A 14,105-nucleotide genomic window follows, 5' to 3' on the forward strand; every position below is an offset into this window, starting at 1 on the left:
TCAAATAAAACAGCCGCCTCCATTTTAACAGGAAGCGGCTGTTTGTACATGAGCATTTCTTAACCTTGTTCAGTTTGTTTCGCTGGCGGCAACATCGTCAAAGCAATGCGCCCCTTGTCTTTTTCAACTTTATCCACCCAGGCGGTCACAATGTCACCGACTGCAACGACATCGAGCGGATGCTTCACGAACCCTTTTTTCAATTTCGAAATATGGACCAGGCCGTCTTGCTTCACGCCGATATCAACAAAAGCACCGAAGTCTACAACGTTCCGTACCGTTCCTTGAACTTCCATGCCCGGAAGCAGATCTTCCATTTTCAAGATATCACTTTTTAATAAAGGCTGCGGGAATTCATCACGCGGATCGCGGTTTGGCTTCTTCAACGCATCCAAAATATCTTTCAACGTAATTTCGCCGACTTCCCATTTTTCACTGAGCTCATCCACTTGAAGCTGTTCCAATTTCTCGGCTATTTCTGGATGTCCAACTGATTTCTTGTCTTCTCCCACCAATTCCAAAAGTTTTTCGGCTATGCTATAGCTTTCCGGGTGAATCCCCGTTGCATCCAATGGATTTTTTCCTTCAGGGATCCGCAGGAAGCCGATCGCCTGTTCATAGGTTTTCGCGCCCAAGCGTGGAATCTTCTTCAATTGCGCACGCGATTGGAACCGTCCGTTTTCATCACGCATTTTGATAACATTTTCCGCCACGGTTTTGCTCAACCCTGCAACATACTGCAATAAAGACGAAGAGGCCGAGTTGACATTTACTCCAACCTGGTTAACTGCCGTCTCGACTACAAAAGTCAGTTGATCCGCCAATTTCTTTTGGGACACGTCATGCTGGTATTGGCCGACCCCCACAGCTTTCGGATCGATCTTCACCAGTTCCGACAAAGGATCTTGGAGGCGGCGTGCAATGGACGCCGCACTTCTTTCTTCTACTTGAAGGTCCGGAAATTCTGCACGGGCAATATCGGATGCCGAATAAACGCTCGCTCCCGCTTCATTGACGATCACGTAGGAAATGTCCGCTCCGGTTTCCGTGATGAAATCTGCGACGAATTGCTCCGTTTCGCGTGAAGCCGTGCCGTTCCCGATGGCCATGATTTCAATGGGGTACTTTGAAACCAAACGCTGCATCGTCTTTTTCGCCCCAGCTTGATCATTTTTGGGCGCATGCGGATAAATTACGGCAACTTCAAGAAGCTTGCCGGTTTCATCAATGACAGCCAGTTTGCAGCCTGTGCGGTAAGCTGGATCGACGCCAAGCACCATTTTGTTTTTCATCGGCGGCTGCAGCAATAAATTCCGCAAGTTTTCAGCGAAGATATGAATGGCCTGCGTTTCTCCCTTTTCATTCAACTCGGTGCGGATTTCCCGTTCCACAGAGGGCTGGATCAACCGTTTGTAGCTGTCTTCAATTGCAGCTCCTACCACTTCCGCCGAAGGGCCAGACGTTTTAATCCATTTGTTTTTCATCAACGTGAGGATCCGGTCAACAGGCGGGTTGATTGCTACTCGCAGCACCTCTTCTTTTTCTCCGCGGTTAATCGCCAAAATCCGGTGCGGCACAATTTTTTGAATGGCTTCTTCGTATTCATAGTACATTTCAAAAACTTGCTTCTCGTCTTCATGGTTCTTTTTAGCAGCGGTCGAAATCTTCCCATCTTTTCTTGTCATGTAGCGGACTTTTTCGCGGATATCCGCATCATCTGCAAATAACTCCGCCAAAATGTCTTGCGCGCCTTGGATTGCTTCTTCTGCTGTCGCCACTCCCGTTTCATCGCTGACAAATTCCTTTGCCTTTTTCATCACATCGTCGCGGGAAAAAGTCATGAGCCAATCCGCTAACGGCTGCAGCCCTTTTTCTTTTGCAATTGTCGCTTTTGTACGGCGCTTTTGTTTGAAAGGGCGGTATAAATCTTCTACACGCTGAAGAACCGTCGCTTGCTGGATCGCTTTCTCCAATTCCTCAGTCATTTTCTCTTGCTCCGTAATCGAACGGATGACTTCAACTTTCCGCTGCTCCAGGTTTTGGATATATGTATAACGATCATCGATCGCTTTAATCTGTACTTCATCGAGTGACCCTGTCGCTTCTTTTCGGTACCGTGCGATAAACGGCACGGTATTGCCGTCTTCGATTAATTCGATGACTTGGGCAACCTGATTCGGGCGTACCCCTGTTTCTTTTGCAATCATTGCATGGATTTGCTGCATTTCCATTCCAGACACTTCCTTTCATTTCGTAAAAAGCCGTCCATTCTGCTGGTTTCATCCGCTTATCTGCGGCTAATGCCCTTCTCTATTTTAACACAGAAAAAAGAAGCCTCCTCATTTGAGTAGGCTTCCTGCTATAAACGTTGCGTCATCTCCAGTTTCGATTGACCGCAAAATATCGTAGTAAAGGCGCTCCGGAATCCCGGCTTGGCGCATCATCGCTTTTGGGTTTCTTAACTCGACTCCATCTGAATGAATCAAGAATAAATCATCTTCTACGTAAGTGTAGAGCTGGGTACGCAATTTTTGCGGGCGGCCGGATAGATATCCCATGACCGGCAACGGATAAATCATCTCATTTGTACCTTTTCGGTAAAGGTAAAAACGGATATTCCCTACACAGCTGTATTCCAACGTCTTTTTCTTGAAATCGACTTTGAATATCGCGACAGCTGCCCCGCGTTTTTGCACCATTAATTTATTGAATCGCTGCATAAGCTCATCAATCGTTTCATGGTGATATTCTTTTAAAATTTGCGGAATGACTTGTGACGATTCACGCGCCACCGGGCCATTCCCCAATCCATCGGCTATGGAGCAAATGAAATAATCATCCGTCAATACAGTATGATAGCTGTCTCCGGACTCATAATTCCCTTTTTTTGCTTCATTGAAGATACAGGCCTCTACGAAACTATGCTGAATTTTCTCCACTAGGAAACTCCACCAGCTGCTAAAATCGCTTCCTGCAGCTTCTTAATGGCTTTTCGCTGCAATCGGGAAACGTGCATTTGCGAAATTCCCAACTTGTCTCCAGCTTCTTTTTGGCTCAGCTGCTCTATGTAGGTGTATTGGATGATCTGCTTTTCCCGTTCTGAAAGCACGTTCATCGCATTTGCTACAAGCATGCGCTGATCCACTTTTTCATAGCCATCATCCTCTTGTCCAACCACGTCAAATAACGTGACGGTGCTGCCATCGGAATCGGCTTCGAGCGAATGGTCCATGGATAAGGCCTGATAGCTTTTCCCCATCTCCATCGCTTCTAGCACGTCATCTTCATCTACGTCCAAGTATTCTGCAATTTCCCAAACTTGCGGAGAACGCTGAAGTTCCCGGGTCAGCACTTCTACCGTTGATTTGATGCGCGGCCCTAATTCCTTGATACGGCGGGGCACATGGATAGCCCATGTCTTGTCGCGCAGGAACCGTTTGATTTCACCGATGATTGTCGGTACTGCAAAGGCTTCAAAGCTTCTGCCGAATGAAGGATCATAGCGCCGGATGGCTCCCAAAAGGCCGAGCATTCCCACTTGCGCAATGTCTTCATGGTAAGATTTTCCATTTGAATATTTACGTGCAATTGATTCGACTAAACGTTTGTAATTCAAAACAAGATTTGTTTGGGCTTCTTCGTCTTCCGTCTTCTGATAAGCCTCGATCCATTCAAGCACCTGCTCTTTGGTCGGCTGATTAGGATGAGATCGTTTCGACATCCTCTTCCACCTGCTCTCCTCCAACATACTTTGTCATGAAGACCGTAACGCCTTCTTGATGATGGACTTTTACTTCATCCATTAAGGTTTCGATCAAGTACAGGCCAAGACCTCCTTCACGGAGAAACGCGCCTTCTTCTTGATCATGGTAAGGGCCAACTTTCGCCTTTGTTTCTTCAAAATCGAAACTTTGTCCATGGTCTGCCACCATGATTTCGATTTTATCGCTGTACAAAGCGCAGCCAATGACTACTTCGCCTTCTTCACCTTCAGTATAAGCATGTTGAACAGCATTTGTTACTGCTTCGCTTGAAGCGATCTTCAAATCTTCAATATCGTCAAACGAAAAGCCGATGCGGCTGGCCAAACCAGAGATGGTCAGTCGTGCCACGCCGACATATTGAGATTTCGCCGGCACTCTCATTTCAACATAATCGAAAGGACGCATATTAATTACCACCTTTTCCAGCGGATTCGATATCCATGATTTCGCCTAGCCCGGTAATATCGAATAGCCGTTTTAGCCGAGACGAGAGGCCTTTTAGCTTCACGTGGCCGCCTTTTGCATTGACCGATTTATAAAATGCGACAAAAACGCCTAGCCCTGTACTATCCATATATTCAACGTCGGAAAGGTCCAACACTGCTTTTAATCCATCCTGAGTTTGAAATGCTTCTAATTTTTCCCGTAATACTGGTGCTGTATGCGCGTCGATTTCACCGCGGATAAAGCCAGTCAGGTTATTATCTATTTCTTCTAAGTTAACTTGAATATTCATCTTTTTTTGACACCCCGTTTTTCTATAATTCACAGGCATTTAAAAAAGCCATCGTAAGTGTATTTACCACAATGACTCTTCACGTAAACCTGATTAGACTTTTTTATAAATTACTAGCGTGAAATCATCTCTTAATTCTGCATTTTGCATGCGTTCGAGTTCATCGTAGACAAATTGCACAATCCGCTGGGCAGGTTCATCTTTTTTCTGGTCAATCAATTCGAAAATGACTTCCCGTTCGATAAACCCTTCATCCGTCCGGCCTTCCGTTACCCCATCAGTCATCATGATCACCAGATCATCCTTTTCCAATTGGACGGTATGCTGTTCGTATGAAGCTGCCGGGGAAACACCCAGCAAGAGCCCTTTGGCATACAATTCTTCAAAGCTATTCGATTTTGCCCGGTATAAGATAGCCGGTTCATGCCCAGCTGAACCATAGGTGAGCGTTGAATCATTCGAGTCGTATTTTCCATAGAACATGGAAACGAACATGGCATCGTCAATGCTCTTTTCAACTACCCGGTTGATGACCCCAAGCACTTCCTTTGGATCTGCTGGAGAATTATTCAGGCTATCCATCCCGAATTTCACCATGGACATGCAAAGTGCAGCCGGCAGCCCTTTGCCGATGACGTCCGCAACCGCAATTCCTGCATGGCCTTCTGAGTCACTGATGAAATATATGTAATCGCCGTTCATCTTGCGTGCCGGAATTGAAAGCAACCCGATATCAAGCCCCGCTAAAGCAGGCATCGGTGTTTTCAATAAAGTTTCCTGCACATTGGCGGCTAAATCCATTTCCACTCGCAGTTCTTCCTGGCGCTGCAAAAGACTTTGCCGTTCTTGAAGCGCTAACCCGTAGTTAATCATCATTTCAATCAGAAAATCAAAGGAATGCCATACAACCTCTGGCAATTCCCTGTATATTTCCTGCATGGCCGCTTTGTGCACACTGATTACTTCTTCTGGCGAAATGTTCTCAGAGATCAACTGGCGGCTAAAATTCTGGCCAACGTAAAGATTCTGCTCCGACTGTCTTTGCATATACTGGTTTAAAATTTCTTTATACTGATTTTCAATCTTTTGAACCATAATGCGCTCCTCCTATCGAAGCCATTTTGTTGCTCTTATATCTGTCCCTTCGCCTGGAATCGTTTCGATTCTGAACTCATCCATTAAACGTTTGACACCCGGCAGCCCGGCGCCAAGCCCTCCCGACGTTGAGAAGCCATCTTCCATCACTTTTCTGATATCCGGAATCCCCGGTCCTTGGTCGGCGGCGATAATTAAAATCCCTTTCAAGCCGTTCTCAGTTAATTGCTGGATTTCAATTTTTCCTTGTCCAGCATACAAGTAGATATTGCGGGCAAGTTCGCTGATGGCTGTCGTGATCCGCGCTTGATCGACAGTTCCGAAGCCAAGCTCCTTTGCCACATTGCGCCCAAGTTGTCTTGCAGCGACAATATCCCATTCCGTTAAAATTTCCACCGAAGACTGGTTGCTCATTCTTAAGCCTCCAATTCCAGTTGAAGTTTATCCAAACCATTTTCTAGATCCAGTGCCGTCATAACATCTTCAAGTCGAATTCCTAACTCGATTAAAGTGATAGCAACTGCTGGTTGGATACCGGTAATAACCACTCGCGCCCCCATTAGGCTTGACATGCTAATGACGTCTCCTAAGACTTTTGCGATAAACGAATCGATAAAATCGATGGAGGTCAAATCGATGACAACTCCACGGGCGCTGGTTTCGTGCAATTTTGTCAATAAATCTTCCTGGAATTGAATGGCAGTCTGATCGTCAAGCTCCCATTGAATCGAAACAATCAATGTATCTCTTAGCTTTAAAATTGGAATTCGAAAATTCATTGTTCATCAACCTCCACTATTTTGCGATTTGTCCATGCCAGTGCCTGTTCTACTCCACGCTGCAAAGTGCTGGTAGTGGTGAATTCATTGAGGTTAATCCCAAGCGTCACGATTGTTTGGGCGATTTCCGGACGGATTCCGACCAGCATGCACTTCGCTCCAACAAGACGGACCGCATCAGCCGCTTGAATAATATGGTGTGCGACCATCGTATCGACGACCGGCACCCCGGTAATATCCAGAAGCACAACTTCCGCCCGGTGTTTGACGACTCCTTCAAGCAAATTCTCCATAATCAGTTTCGCCCGCTCCGTATCAATTGTTCCGACCAGTGGCATAACAGATACTTTATCAAAAACAGGTATCAATGAGGCTGATAGCTCCTGCAAAGCAATTTTCTGCAGACTGACGGTCCGCTCCCAGGTTTTCGAATATGTATCAATCGTGCTGTCCCGGATTGGATTGATCCAATTCGTAAATTCTTTCGAGAAAGCACGGAAGTTTTTTTCATTGATGATTCCTGCACGTTCCATGCCATCAAAGACCACTTCTGAAAAATGAGTGATTGCTTTAGTGACAAACGTCATCGACCAGCCTAAACGGACGACTTTCTCTGCAAAATCATTCAAGCGATTTTCATAAGCTTGGTGGCTTTCCAACAAATTCGAAACCATAAGATCAGCAAATTCCTTGCTGGTTTGGTTCATTAAATCCGTCGGCATCACTTGAAAAGAACGTTCATTCTTTTCGTTTTTCATAAGCTCCTGCCAACTTGAGATAATTTCGGTGAAATTATCCTGGATATATCCTGCCATTTGTCTATTCATTTTTTTGAAAAACCCTCCCTATTGCTCTATATAACTGTAGACCTTATATTGTATTCAAAATAGCTTATCTATTATTGTATCGGAAAATATGTTTTTTCACATCTATTTTGTCAGACGCTTGCGGAAAAGCGGCAAAGTACATGAAAAAAAGCTCCAAGCATAGAAGCTTCGAGCTTTTTTCGGAGTATGTATGCTTAAAACTTCACAAGACCAACGCTGATTTCCAAAGCTTCATCCACTTTTTCCATCAAAGTTTCGTCCAGCTGTGTAATCTTATCTGTCAGCCGCGACTTATCAATCGTGCGCAATTGCTCAAGCAAGATAACAGAATCACGCTCAAAGCCATATTTCTTGGCATTGATCTCAACGTGAGTCGGCAATTTTGCTTTTTGAATCTGTGCCGTAATCGCCGCGATAATAACAGTGGGACTAAAGCGATTTCCTATATCGTTTTGAATCACTAACACCGGACGGGTCCCGCCTTGTTCGGACCCGACCACTGGCGATAGTTCTGCAAAAAAAACGTCACCACGTTTTACAATCAAATTGTCAACCCCCGCTTACGAGTCGCACGGTCGTGTGCTCCGCTTCGTATTCTGCATGAGAACATTCACAAGCGATTGAAAGATTGATTTGTGACATCTCCACGTAGCCTTTGATCATTGCTTCCCGAATATGATGTGAATCGTATATGTTCTTGGTTACCCTTTGGGTCGAAACATAAACATAGTCACCGCGTTCTTGAATTTGTTCATCTGAATGAGCAGTCAATTCTGAGATCATTTGCTTCGGCAGTTTCACAACCACTTCTTTTGTCTTTGACTTCCCGTACACAGCCGACACCTCCAACATACCGTTCTCTCTATTTCTCACCCTTCCATCTTAACATCGAACCGCTCTGTTGAAAAGGTGATAAAAGGGCTAACATTATTTAACAATAAATTCGAGGCACTCTTTTCGTTAAAATGCATGGGACTTCGTATGGGATCGTATCCAATTTTTCTGCCCATTCTTCCATGCGGATCTGCTCATTCCCTTGCTTGCCGATTAACGTCACTTTTTCTCCGATAGGGAATTCTTCAGTCAGCTTGACCATGCATTGATCCATGCATATCCGCCCCACGACCGGCATCCGCATGCCGCGAACAAGAACTTCCTGCCCTTGCAGCCCGCGCAGCATGCCGTCCGCATAGCCGATCGGCAAGGTAGCGATCCACTCATCTTCTTTGGCACGGTAGGTCGCGCCGTAGCTTAATGCTTCGCCGGCTTTCACTTTTTTTACATGTACGATTTCAGTCTCTAAACTCATCGCGGGCGTTAATCCGATGGCCATCTGGTTTTCCACATAGGCAGAAGGAGCGATGCCATATAAAGAAATCCCGATGCGGACACCGTCATAAGCAAGGTCCGGATGCATAATCGCCGCAGCGCTGTTTGACACATGGATCATCACGGAAGGATCGGATACCGATGCAATTACTGCTCTCATTTCTTTTACTTGCTGTTGAAACAGCGCTCCGCTTTCTTCATCGGCTGTTGCAAAGTGCGTAAATAAGCCGTCAAATGAGAAGTGGTTTTGGCGGATAAAATTGATGGCCTGTTCTGTATCTTCCGGAAATACGCCGACTCTTCTCATGCCGCTGTCGATTTTCAAATGAATTTTCAAAGGCCGGAGTTTAGGATTGGCTGCTTTTGACGCCATTTCAAGCCAAGCAAGCGAGATGGCCGCTAGCGTAATTTCTTCCTGCTGCGCCACCGGAATAAAAGCTTCGGGCGTAGCTCCGAGAACAAGCAAACGAGTGTCGATGCCCTGCTTCCGCAGAAACAACGCTTCGTCCGGCGTAGCCACTGCAAGAAAACGGATGCCTGAAGCAATTGCACGCTGGGAGACTTCTACAACTCCATGGCCATAGGCATCTGCTTTTACTACGGCAATAACTTCCGCTTTCCCTGCCTGTTTCTTGAACACTTCGAGATTTTTTTCAATTGCCGCCAAATCGATGATTGCTTTTGTTGGACGGTAGTTTACCATTTGTCATCACCACTTACTTTAGGATTGCAAAAGAACTTGTGCTGCTGCATATTCTTTTGTATGGGTTATGGATACAAGTCCGATTTCTTGCTGCTGAAAATAAATGCTTGGCTTTCCTTTTTCATCTTTGCGGATTTCAATTTCCTGAAATGAGCAGGCGCTTCCAATTCCGGTGCCGTTTGCTTTTGCAAAGGCTTCTTTCGCGGCAAAGCGGCCAGCCAAAAATTCCACCTTTCGGGCAGGCGACAATTGTTCGTATTCGCCCATTTCCCGCTGGGTCAGAATGCGCCGGCGGAATTTGCTTGACCGTTCATCCAACGTGCGGATGCGGTGAAGCTCCACGATATCCAGGCCGATTCCATTTATCATAGACGTTCTCCTTTCAATAGTAAACCTGAAAAAGGTATAATGGATTTATGAAATTGAGGTGACCAAATGTTTTTACGTACTGAAAGTTTTTCGCAATACTTGCGTCTTTATCCTGTAGTTTCCACTTTAATTGCCTTGAATCTCATCGTCCATGTTCTGACTTGGATTCCTGGCATCGGCAATCTTCTCTATTATTATGGAGTAGGTTCCAATCTCCTGATCGAAGCCGGTGAATGGTGGCGATTCCTTACGCCGATGTTCTTGCACGGCGGGTTGATGCACCTGCTTTTCAATATGTTCTCGCTCTTCCTATTCGGGCCTGAACTGGAGAGATTGACTGGAAAAGTCCGGTTTATCACAATTTACTTATCGGCCGGCTTATTTGGCACAGTAGCCACTTATTTCATTCAGCCGTTGGATTATCTCCACGTAGGAGCAAGCGGTGCCATCTTTGGGATTTTCGGCGCATACGGCGCGCTGCTTTACTACGGCCGGCGCTCATTGCCGCAGCTGAGACAAATTATACTCCCAATTATTGTGATCAGCATCATTATGACGTTTTTAACGCCTAACGTGAATGCGACTGCGCATATTGCCGGAATGATCACCGGTTTCATAATCGGCTTGAGCTATTTCCATCCAAAACGGATTGTCAGCTGGAAAACAAAAAAATAAGGTCAGCCGGATAATTCCGGCTGACTTTTTTCATGTTCTTCGGCCTTTTGGTTGGAAGGTTCATACCAGGCAAGGATGCGGCTCGCATCTTCCCGTTCCATATGCTCGACGCGAGCTGCAGCTCCGAGCAGCCCTGACATGATCGTCGCTTGAGCGGAAGCCAAGCCTTTCCGTCGCTGAAAATAACTGCTCGAAATTTCCACTGCTTGGATTCTCTTTTTCATCATGAAGAATGTATGCTTGCTGACACCTCTAAATTCCATCGTCAATTGCCGCTCCGTCAAGGAATAGCCGGCCGTCCGGTGCTGCCAGACTCCTAGGCCAACGGTTAATGGCACAATGATAAGAGACAGAAGCCCATATGGGTAAAAGAAATAGCCCAATGATCCGATCACCGGGAGCATCCAAATAAAATCTAGCCGATAGAAGAAATGGACACTTCGCTTTGGAGCTTTGACCATTTCCGGCCGCCATTCCATTTCAGGGAACAGCTCGTTTAAAATCGGCAGGATCGTTTCTTTTTTAGCTAAAGGAAAAAGCCTTATCTTTTCGTCTTTGTCCCCTATCGATCCTCCCGCACTTTCTACAGTTACCGTGGCATAACCGAACCATTCCCGCAAAGGGTTCTGGGAAATCTTGATGCCCTGTATCCGTTTAAACGGCACGGATACTTTCTTTTTCTCCAATAATCCGCGAGTCAAGTAAATATGGTCATCGTCTGTCTGGATCGTGAATTGATAATTGGCCAAAATGGTCAAAATGACCGAAATGGCCCATGCAGCGAGCAGTCCCATAAAAATGGCCAGTGCCACAATCAAATAGCCGAAACGCAGGAAGATCATGACTTCTTCATAAATCGCATCATAAGGGATTAACTCTGAGAACTGGGAAAAGAACACAGCTACTGCCGACAAGACAACCCCAATCCCCCCTGAAGTTGTCGCCAAAATCAGCAATTCTTTCATGGTCATGCGGTAATGTGTGCGGAGCACCTTTTTCTCAGCCACTTCAGGTTCCGGAACTGCCGCTTCGCCCTCAACGTCGCTTTCCGCTATAAGGGCTTCTCTTCTGTAGAATCCGCGTTTTGCTTCTTCCATCTTTTCTTCGATCCGGTCCGCGTCCTCCCGGGAAATGGCGGTCAATTCCGCTTCCGCTTCCCCTGTTTTGCCCGATCCCGCAGTCTCAACCTTCACCTTGACAAGCCCAAGAGGACGGTGGAAGATGCCTTCTGTATAATTCAGGCTTTGGATGCGGTCAAATGGGATGTATCGTTTTTTCTTGACGAACAAGCCATATTCAATGCGAAGTTCGCCATCTTCAAACCAATAGACGAACCGCTTCCATTTAATGATTCCGCCGACCAAAGTAAACACCAGGACCACCCCGCCCACAATCAGTGGGATCAAGCCTTGCCAGCCATTGGAAAACATGCCGCTGATGCCGCCGTCTCTAAATAAATTCACGCCAAAAATGACGAGAAAAGGAATCAGCAATTCTTTTAAGCTTTTTAAAAAATTGATCAGGGCTGAAATCGGATGCAGTTTATAGTAGGTTTCAGACATCATCTTCCGCCACCCTTGCAAGCACAGAGATGCGGGCTCTCAAATCATCCGCTTCCTCTGTGATCAAAGCCGGAATGGTATGAGTGGTCGCCGCTGTCGAAATGGAGATCTCTGCTAGATTATATTTCCGTAAAATCGGTCCTTGTTCCGTATCGACGTGCTGCACACGCACCATCGGAACTAGCGTACGCTTGATGATAAAAAGGCCATGCTGCAATTCAATTTCCTGCTCCCGCACTTCGTAGCGCCAGCGCTGCCAACGGATTTTCGGAAACAGATAAATAAAGAGGAAGCCGAAAAGCACAGGAACCGCTATGTAAATTGCATAAAGCCAAGACGGCCAGTCAAAAAAGTATGTAAGCACACCTGCTCCGATCGCAAGCAAAGCAATGACCAAGGTTTCAATCATTCCGTACAAGCGCCAGACTTTAAGCCCTTTTACAGAAATTTGGTTTTTTGGTTGTGTATCCATTTGCTTCTCCCCGTTTCTATATAATAACTCTTAATACGATTCAAAGCGGTAAATGTTTCATTCTATTGTAGCTTAAAATGAATAAGCAAAAAAGGCGGATGCGGCAACAGTTTCCTGTTTCCGCATCCGCCTTCTATATTTAAAGTCTTAAGATTCGTGGCGACGTGTGCGTCCTGGACGCCCTGAACCGCTTCCGCCTTCACGGCGACGGCCAGCACCTGAAGATGAACGGCTTGATGATGGACGGCCTGAACCAGATGAACGGTTGCCTTTATAGCCACCGCCGCTGCGTCCGCCTTTGCCTTTATAGCCGCCGCCTCCGCGTGATGGAAGTGGACGCTCTTCAGAAATTTGAACTGGAATGTCTTCCGGCTCTTTCGTCATTGTTTTAAGTGCAGCTGCAATCAAATCAACTGCATCGAACTTTTCAAGCATTTCTGCCGCAAATGTACGGTAGTCGCCCAAGTTGTTTTTCTCAGTCATTTCTTGCAATTGTTCCATCGCCACGCGTTTTTGGCCAAGAACAGCCTCATCAGCAGTTGGTGGAATCAATGCCTGCATTTTCTTTTTCGTTGTGCGTTCAACGATGCCTAAGTAGCCCATTTCACGCGGAGTTACGAATGTGACTGCGACACCTTTTTTGCCTGCACGGCCAGTACGGCCGATACGGTGAACATAGCTTTCAGGGTCTTGTGGAATATCGAAGTTGTATACGTGTGATACGCCTGAGATATCAAGTCCGCGAGCAGCTACGTCAGTTGCTACAAGGATATCGATTTTGTTTGATTTGAATTGCTTCAAAACAGACATGCGTTTTGCTTGGCTAAGGTCGCCGTGAATTCCTTCAGCTACATAGCCGCGGATGTTCAACGCTTTCGCCAATTCATCAACCCGGCGTTTTGTGCGTCCGAAGATGATGGCAAGTTCCGGCTGGTGAACGTTCAAAAGACGTGAAAGGATGTCGAATTTCTCGCGCTCTACCGATTTAACGAAGAACTGCTCAATGTTCTCAACAGTCATTTCTTTTGATTTGATTTTAACGATTTCCGGTGTCTTCATGAATTTTTCTGCAATGCGGCGGATCGGATCCGGCATTGTTGCAGAGAACAACAAGGTTTGGCGTTCTTCAGGAACACTTGCCATGATTGTTTGGATGTCTTCAATGAAGCCCATGTTCAACATTTCGTCCGCTTCGTCAAGGACCAATGTGTTTACATTATCCAATTTAAGCGTACGGCGGTTGATGTGGTCCAGTAAGCGCCCTGGTGTACCGACGATGATTTGTGGGCGGTTCTTAAGTGCACGGATTTGGCGGCCGATTTCTTGGCCTCCGTAAACTGAAAGAATGCGCACATGTTTATCTTGGCCCAGTCTGTATAGCTCTTCTGAAACCTGTATTGCTAATTCGCGAGTTGGCGCAATTACTAACCCTTGGACATTGCCGTCTTTAGTGTCGATTTTTTCGATCAACGGAATACCGAATGCAGTTGTTTTACCAGTACCTGTTTGCGCTTGGCCGATAATGTCTTTGCCTTCCATACCCAGACGGATCGTGCCTTCTTGGATTGGTGTTGCTTCTTCAAACCCCATACGTTTTACGGATTTTAAAGATGTTTCGCTAATATTTAACTCTGAAAATTTTACCAAATTTTTTCAATCTCCTTTTGTCTTCATCTTATTTACAAATGGTGTACATTTTAGATGAAATCGTGACAAAGTCGAGCCTTTATGAGGAAGTTTCACGTCGAAAATCATACTCTGTAGTTTTAAGTCAGAGGGGATGTGTGAACAGAA

The 14,105-nt window shown here is 45.9% G+C and carries 17 protein-coding genes; 1 reads left to right on the forward strand and 16 read right to left on the reverse strand.

What is annotated here, in order from left to right:
- Positions 1-59 precede the first annotated feature (59 nt).
- The 13 genes from BN1080_RS14355 to acpS form a co-directional block, all read right to left on the reverse strand.
- Positions 60-2,231 carry a Tex family protein gene (locus tag BN1080_RS14355; protein WP_052653107.1) on the reverse strand — a complete coding sequence of 724 codons (2,172 nt, stop codon included), beginning with the start codon at positions 2,229-2,231 and terminating at the stop codon, positions 60-62.
- 108 nt (positions 2,232-2,339) lie between these two features.
- Positions 2,340-2,939 (reverse strand): PP2C family serine/threonine-protein phosphatase, encoded by a 600-nt coding sequence (locus BN1080_RS14360; protein WP_052653109.1) that lies wholly within the window; start codon positions 2,937-2,939, stop codon positions 2,340-2,342.
- Positions 2,939-3,721, reverse strand: a complete 783-nt coding sequence (sigB, locus tag BN1080_RS14365) for an RNA polymerase sigma factor SigB (protein WP_052653111.1) — start codon at positions 3,719-3,721, stop codon at positions 2,939-2,941. The genes BN1080_RS14360 and sigB overlap by 1 nt, the downstream gene beginning before the upstream one ends.
- Complete coding sequence (rsbW, locus tag BN1080_RS14370; protein ID WP_052653113.1) at positions 3,699-4,169, reverse strand: anti-sigma B factor RsbW; 471 nt, start codon at positions 4,167-4,169, stop codon at positions 3,699-3,701. Before rsbW ends, sigB begins: the two co-directional genes overlap by 23 nt.
- 1 nt (position 4,170) lies before the next feature.
- Positions 4,171-4,500, reverse strand: coding sequence for an anti-sigma factor antagonist (locus BN1080_RS14375; RefSeq protein ID WP_052653115.1), 330 nt, complete (start codon positions 4,498-4,500; stop codon positions 4,171-4,173).
- 93 nt (positions 4,501-4,593) lie between these two features.
- Complete coding sequence (locus BN1080_RS14380) at positions 4,594-5,595, reverse strand: PP2C family protein-serine/threonine phosphatase (protein WP_052653117.1); 1,002 nt, start codon at positions 5,593-5,595, stop codon at positions 4,594-4,596.
- Between the two features lie 12 nt (positions 5,596-5,607).
- The gene (locus BN1080_RS14385) at positions 5,608-6,009 is read right to left on the reverse strand and encodes an anti-sigma regulatory factor (RefSeq protein ID WP_052653119.1); all 402 of its coding nucleotides are present in this window, start codon (positions 6,007-6,009) and stop codon (positions 5,608-5,610) included.
- 2 nt (positions 6,010-6,011) lie between these two features.
- Positions 6,012-6,374 carry an STAS domain-containing protein gene (locus BN1080_RS14390; RefSeq protein ID WP_036807366.1) on the reverse strand — a complete coding sequence of 121 codons (363 nt, stop codon included), beginning with the start codon at positions 6,372-6,374 and terminating at the stop codon, positions 6,012-6,014.
- A complete protein-coding gene (locus BN1080_RS14395) occupies positions 6,371-7,201 on the reverse strand; it encodes an RsbT co-antagonist protein RsbRA (protein ID WP_052653121.1) in 831 nt (276 codons plus the stop codon). The genes BN1080_RS14390 and BN1080_RS14395 overlap by 4 nt, the downstream gene beginning before the upstream one ends.
- A 194-nt stretch (positions 7,202-7,395) precedes the next feature.
- Entirely contained in the window at positions 7,396-7,746 is a 351-nt protein-coding gene (locus tag BN1080_RS14400; protein ID WP_052653123.1) for a type II toxin-antitoxin system PemK/MazF family toxin, read from the reverse strand.
- Positions 7,747-7,750: 4 nt separating this feature from the next.
- Positions 7,751-8,035, reverse strand: coding sequence for a transcriptional regulator (locus BN1080_RS14405; protein WP_110925660.1), 285 nt, complete (start codon positions 8,033-8,035; stop codon positions 7,751-7,753).
- A gap of 97 nt (positions 8,036-8,132) precedes the next feature.
- A complete protein-coding gene (alr, locus tag BN1080_RS14410) occupies positions 8,133-9,233 on the reverse strand; it encodes an alanine racemase (protein WP_052653127.1) in 1,101 nt (366 codons plus the stop codon).
- An 18-nt stretch (positions 9,234-9,251) separates the two neighbouring features.
- On the reverse strand, positions 9,252-9,602 hold the full coding sequence (acpS, locus tag BN1080_RS14415; RefSeq protein ID WP_052653129.1) for a holo-ACP synthase: 351 nt from the start codon (positions 9,600-9,602) through the stop codon (positions 9,252-9,254).
- Between the two features lie 66 nt (positions 9,603-9,668).
- Here acpS and BN1080_RS14420 point away from each other — a divergent pair, with 66 nt between their 5' ends.
- Positions 9,669-10,277 carry a rhomboid family intramembrane serine protease gene (locus tag BN1080_RS14420; RefSeq protein WP_052653131.1) on the forward strand — a complete coding sequence of 203 codons (609 nt, stop codon included), beginning with the start codon at positions 9,669-9,671 and terminating at the stop codon, positions 10,275-10,277.
- Between the two features lie 2 nt (positions 10,278-10,279).
- On the opposite strand, the gene BN1080_RS14425 is transcribed toward BN1080_RS14420, so the two are convergent.
- From BN1080_RS14425 to BN1080_RS14435, 3 genes are all read right to left on the reverse strand, one after another.
- Complete coding sequence (locus BN1080_RS14425; protein ID WP_052654653.1) at positions 10,280-11,839, reverse strand: PH domain-containing protein; 1,560 nt, start codon at positions 11,837-11,839, stop codon at positions 10,280-10,282.
- Positions 11,832-12,311, reverse strand: coding sequence for a PH domain-containing protein (locus BN1080_RS14430; protein WP_052653133.1), 480 nt, complete (start codon positions 12,309-12,311; stop codon positions 11,832-11,834). Before BN1080_RS14430 ends, BN1080_RS14425 begins: the two co-directional genes overlap by 8 nt.
- A gap of 147 nt (positions 12,312-12,458) precedes the next feature.
- Positions 12,459-13,958, reverse strand: a complete 1,500-nt coding sequence (locus BN1080_RS14435) for a degradosome RNA helicase CshA (RefSeq protein WP_110925661.1) — start codon at positions 13,956-13,958, stop codon at positions 12,459-12,461.
- Between the last annotated feature and the right edge of the window lie 147 nt (positions 13,959-14,105).

Origin of the sequence: Planococcus massiliensis, from assembly GCF_000821325.1 — a bacterium.
Classification (GTDB): Bacteria; Bacillota; Bacilli; order Bacillales_A; family Planococcaceae; genus Planococcus; species Planococcus ruber.

What these genes read in the sequence shown, in the direction of transcription:
- BN1080_RS14355 (WP_052653107.1), bottom strand. Translation starts at nt 2,231, where the DNA reads ATGGAAATGCAGCAAATCCATGCAATGATTGCAAAAGAAACAGGGGTA.
- sigB (WP_052653111.1), bottom strand. Translation starts at nt 3,721, where the DNA reads ATGTCGAAACGATCTCATCCTAATCAGCCGACCAAAGAGCAGGTGCTT.
- rsbW (WP_052653113.1), bottom strand. Translation starts at nt 4,169, where the DNA reads ATGCGTCCTTTCGATTATGTTGAAATGAGAGTGCCGGCGAAATCTCAA.
- BN1080_RS14375 (WP_052653115.1), bottom strand. Translation starts at nt 4,500, where the DNA reads ATGAATATTCAAGTTAACTTAGAAGAAATAGATAATAACCTGACTGGC.
- BN1080_RS14380 (WP_052653117.1), bottom strand. Translation starts at nt 5,595, where the DNA reads ATGGTTCAAAAGATTGAAAATCAGTATAAAGAAATTTTAAACCAGTAT.
- BN1080_RS14385 (WP_052653119.1), bottom strand. Translation starts at nt 6,009, where the DNA reads ATGAGCAACCAGTCTTCGGTGGAAATTTTAACGGAATGGGATATTGTC.
- BN1080_RS14390 (WP_036807366.1), bottom strand. Translation starts at nt 6,374, where the DNA reads ATGAATTTTCGAATTCCAATTTTAAAGCTAAGAGATACATTGATTGTT.
- BN1080_RS14395 (WP_052653121.1), bottom strand. Translation starts at nt 7,201, where the DNA reads ATGAATAGACAAATGGCAGGATATATCCAGGATAATTTCACCGAAATT.
- alr (WP_052653127.1), bottom strand. Translation starts at nt 9,233, where the DNA reads ATGGTAAACTACCGTCCAACAAAAGCAATCATCGATTTGGCGGCAATT.
- acpS (WP_052653129.1), bottom strand. Translation starts at nt 9,602, where the DNA reads ATGATAAATGGAATCGGCCTGGATATCGTGGAGCTTCACCGCATCCGC.
- BN1080_RS14420 (WP_052653131.1), top strand. Translation starts at nt 9,669, where the DNA reads ATGTTTTTACGTACTGAAAGTTTTTCGCAATACTTGCGTCTTTATCCT.
- BN1080_RS14425 (WP_052654653.1), bottom strand. Translation starts at nt 11,839, where the DNA reads ATGTCTGAAACCTACTATAAACTGCATCCGATTTCAGCCCTGATCAAT.
- BN1080_RS14430 (WP_052653133.1), bottom strand. Translation starts at nt 12,311, where the DNA reads ATGGATACACAACCAAAAAACCAAATTTCTGTAAAAGGGCTTAAAGTC.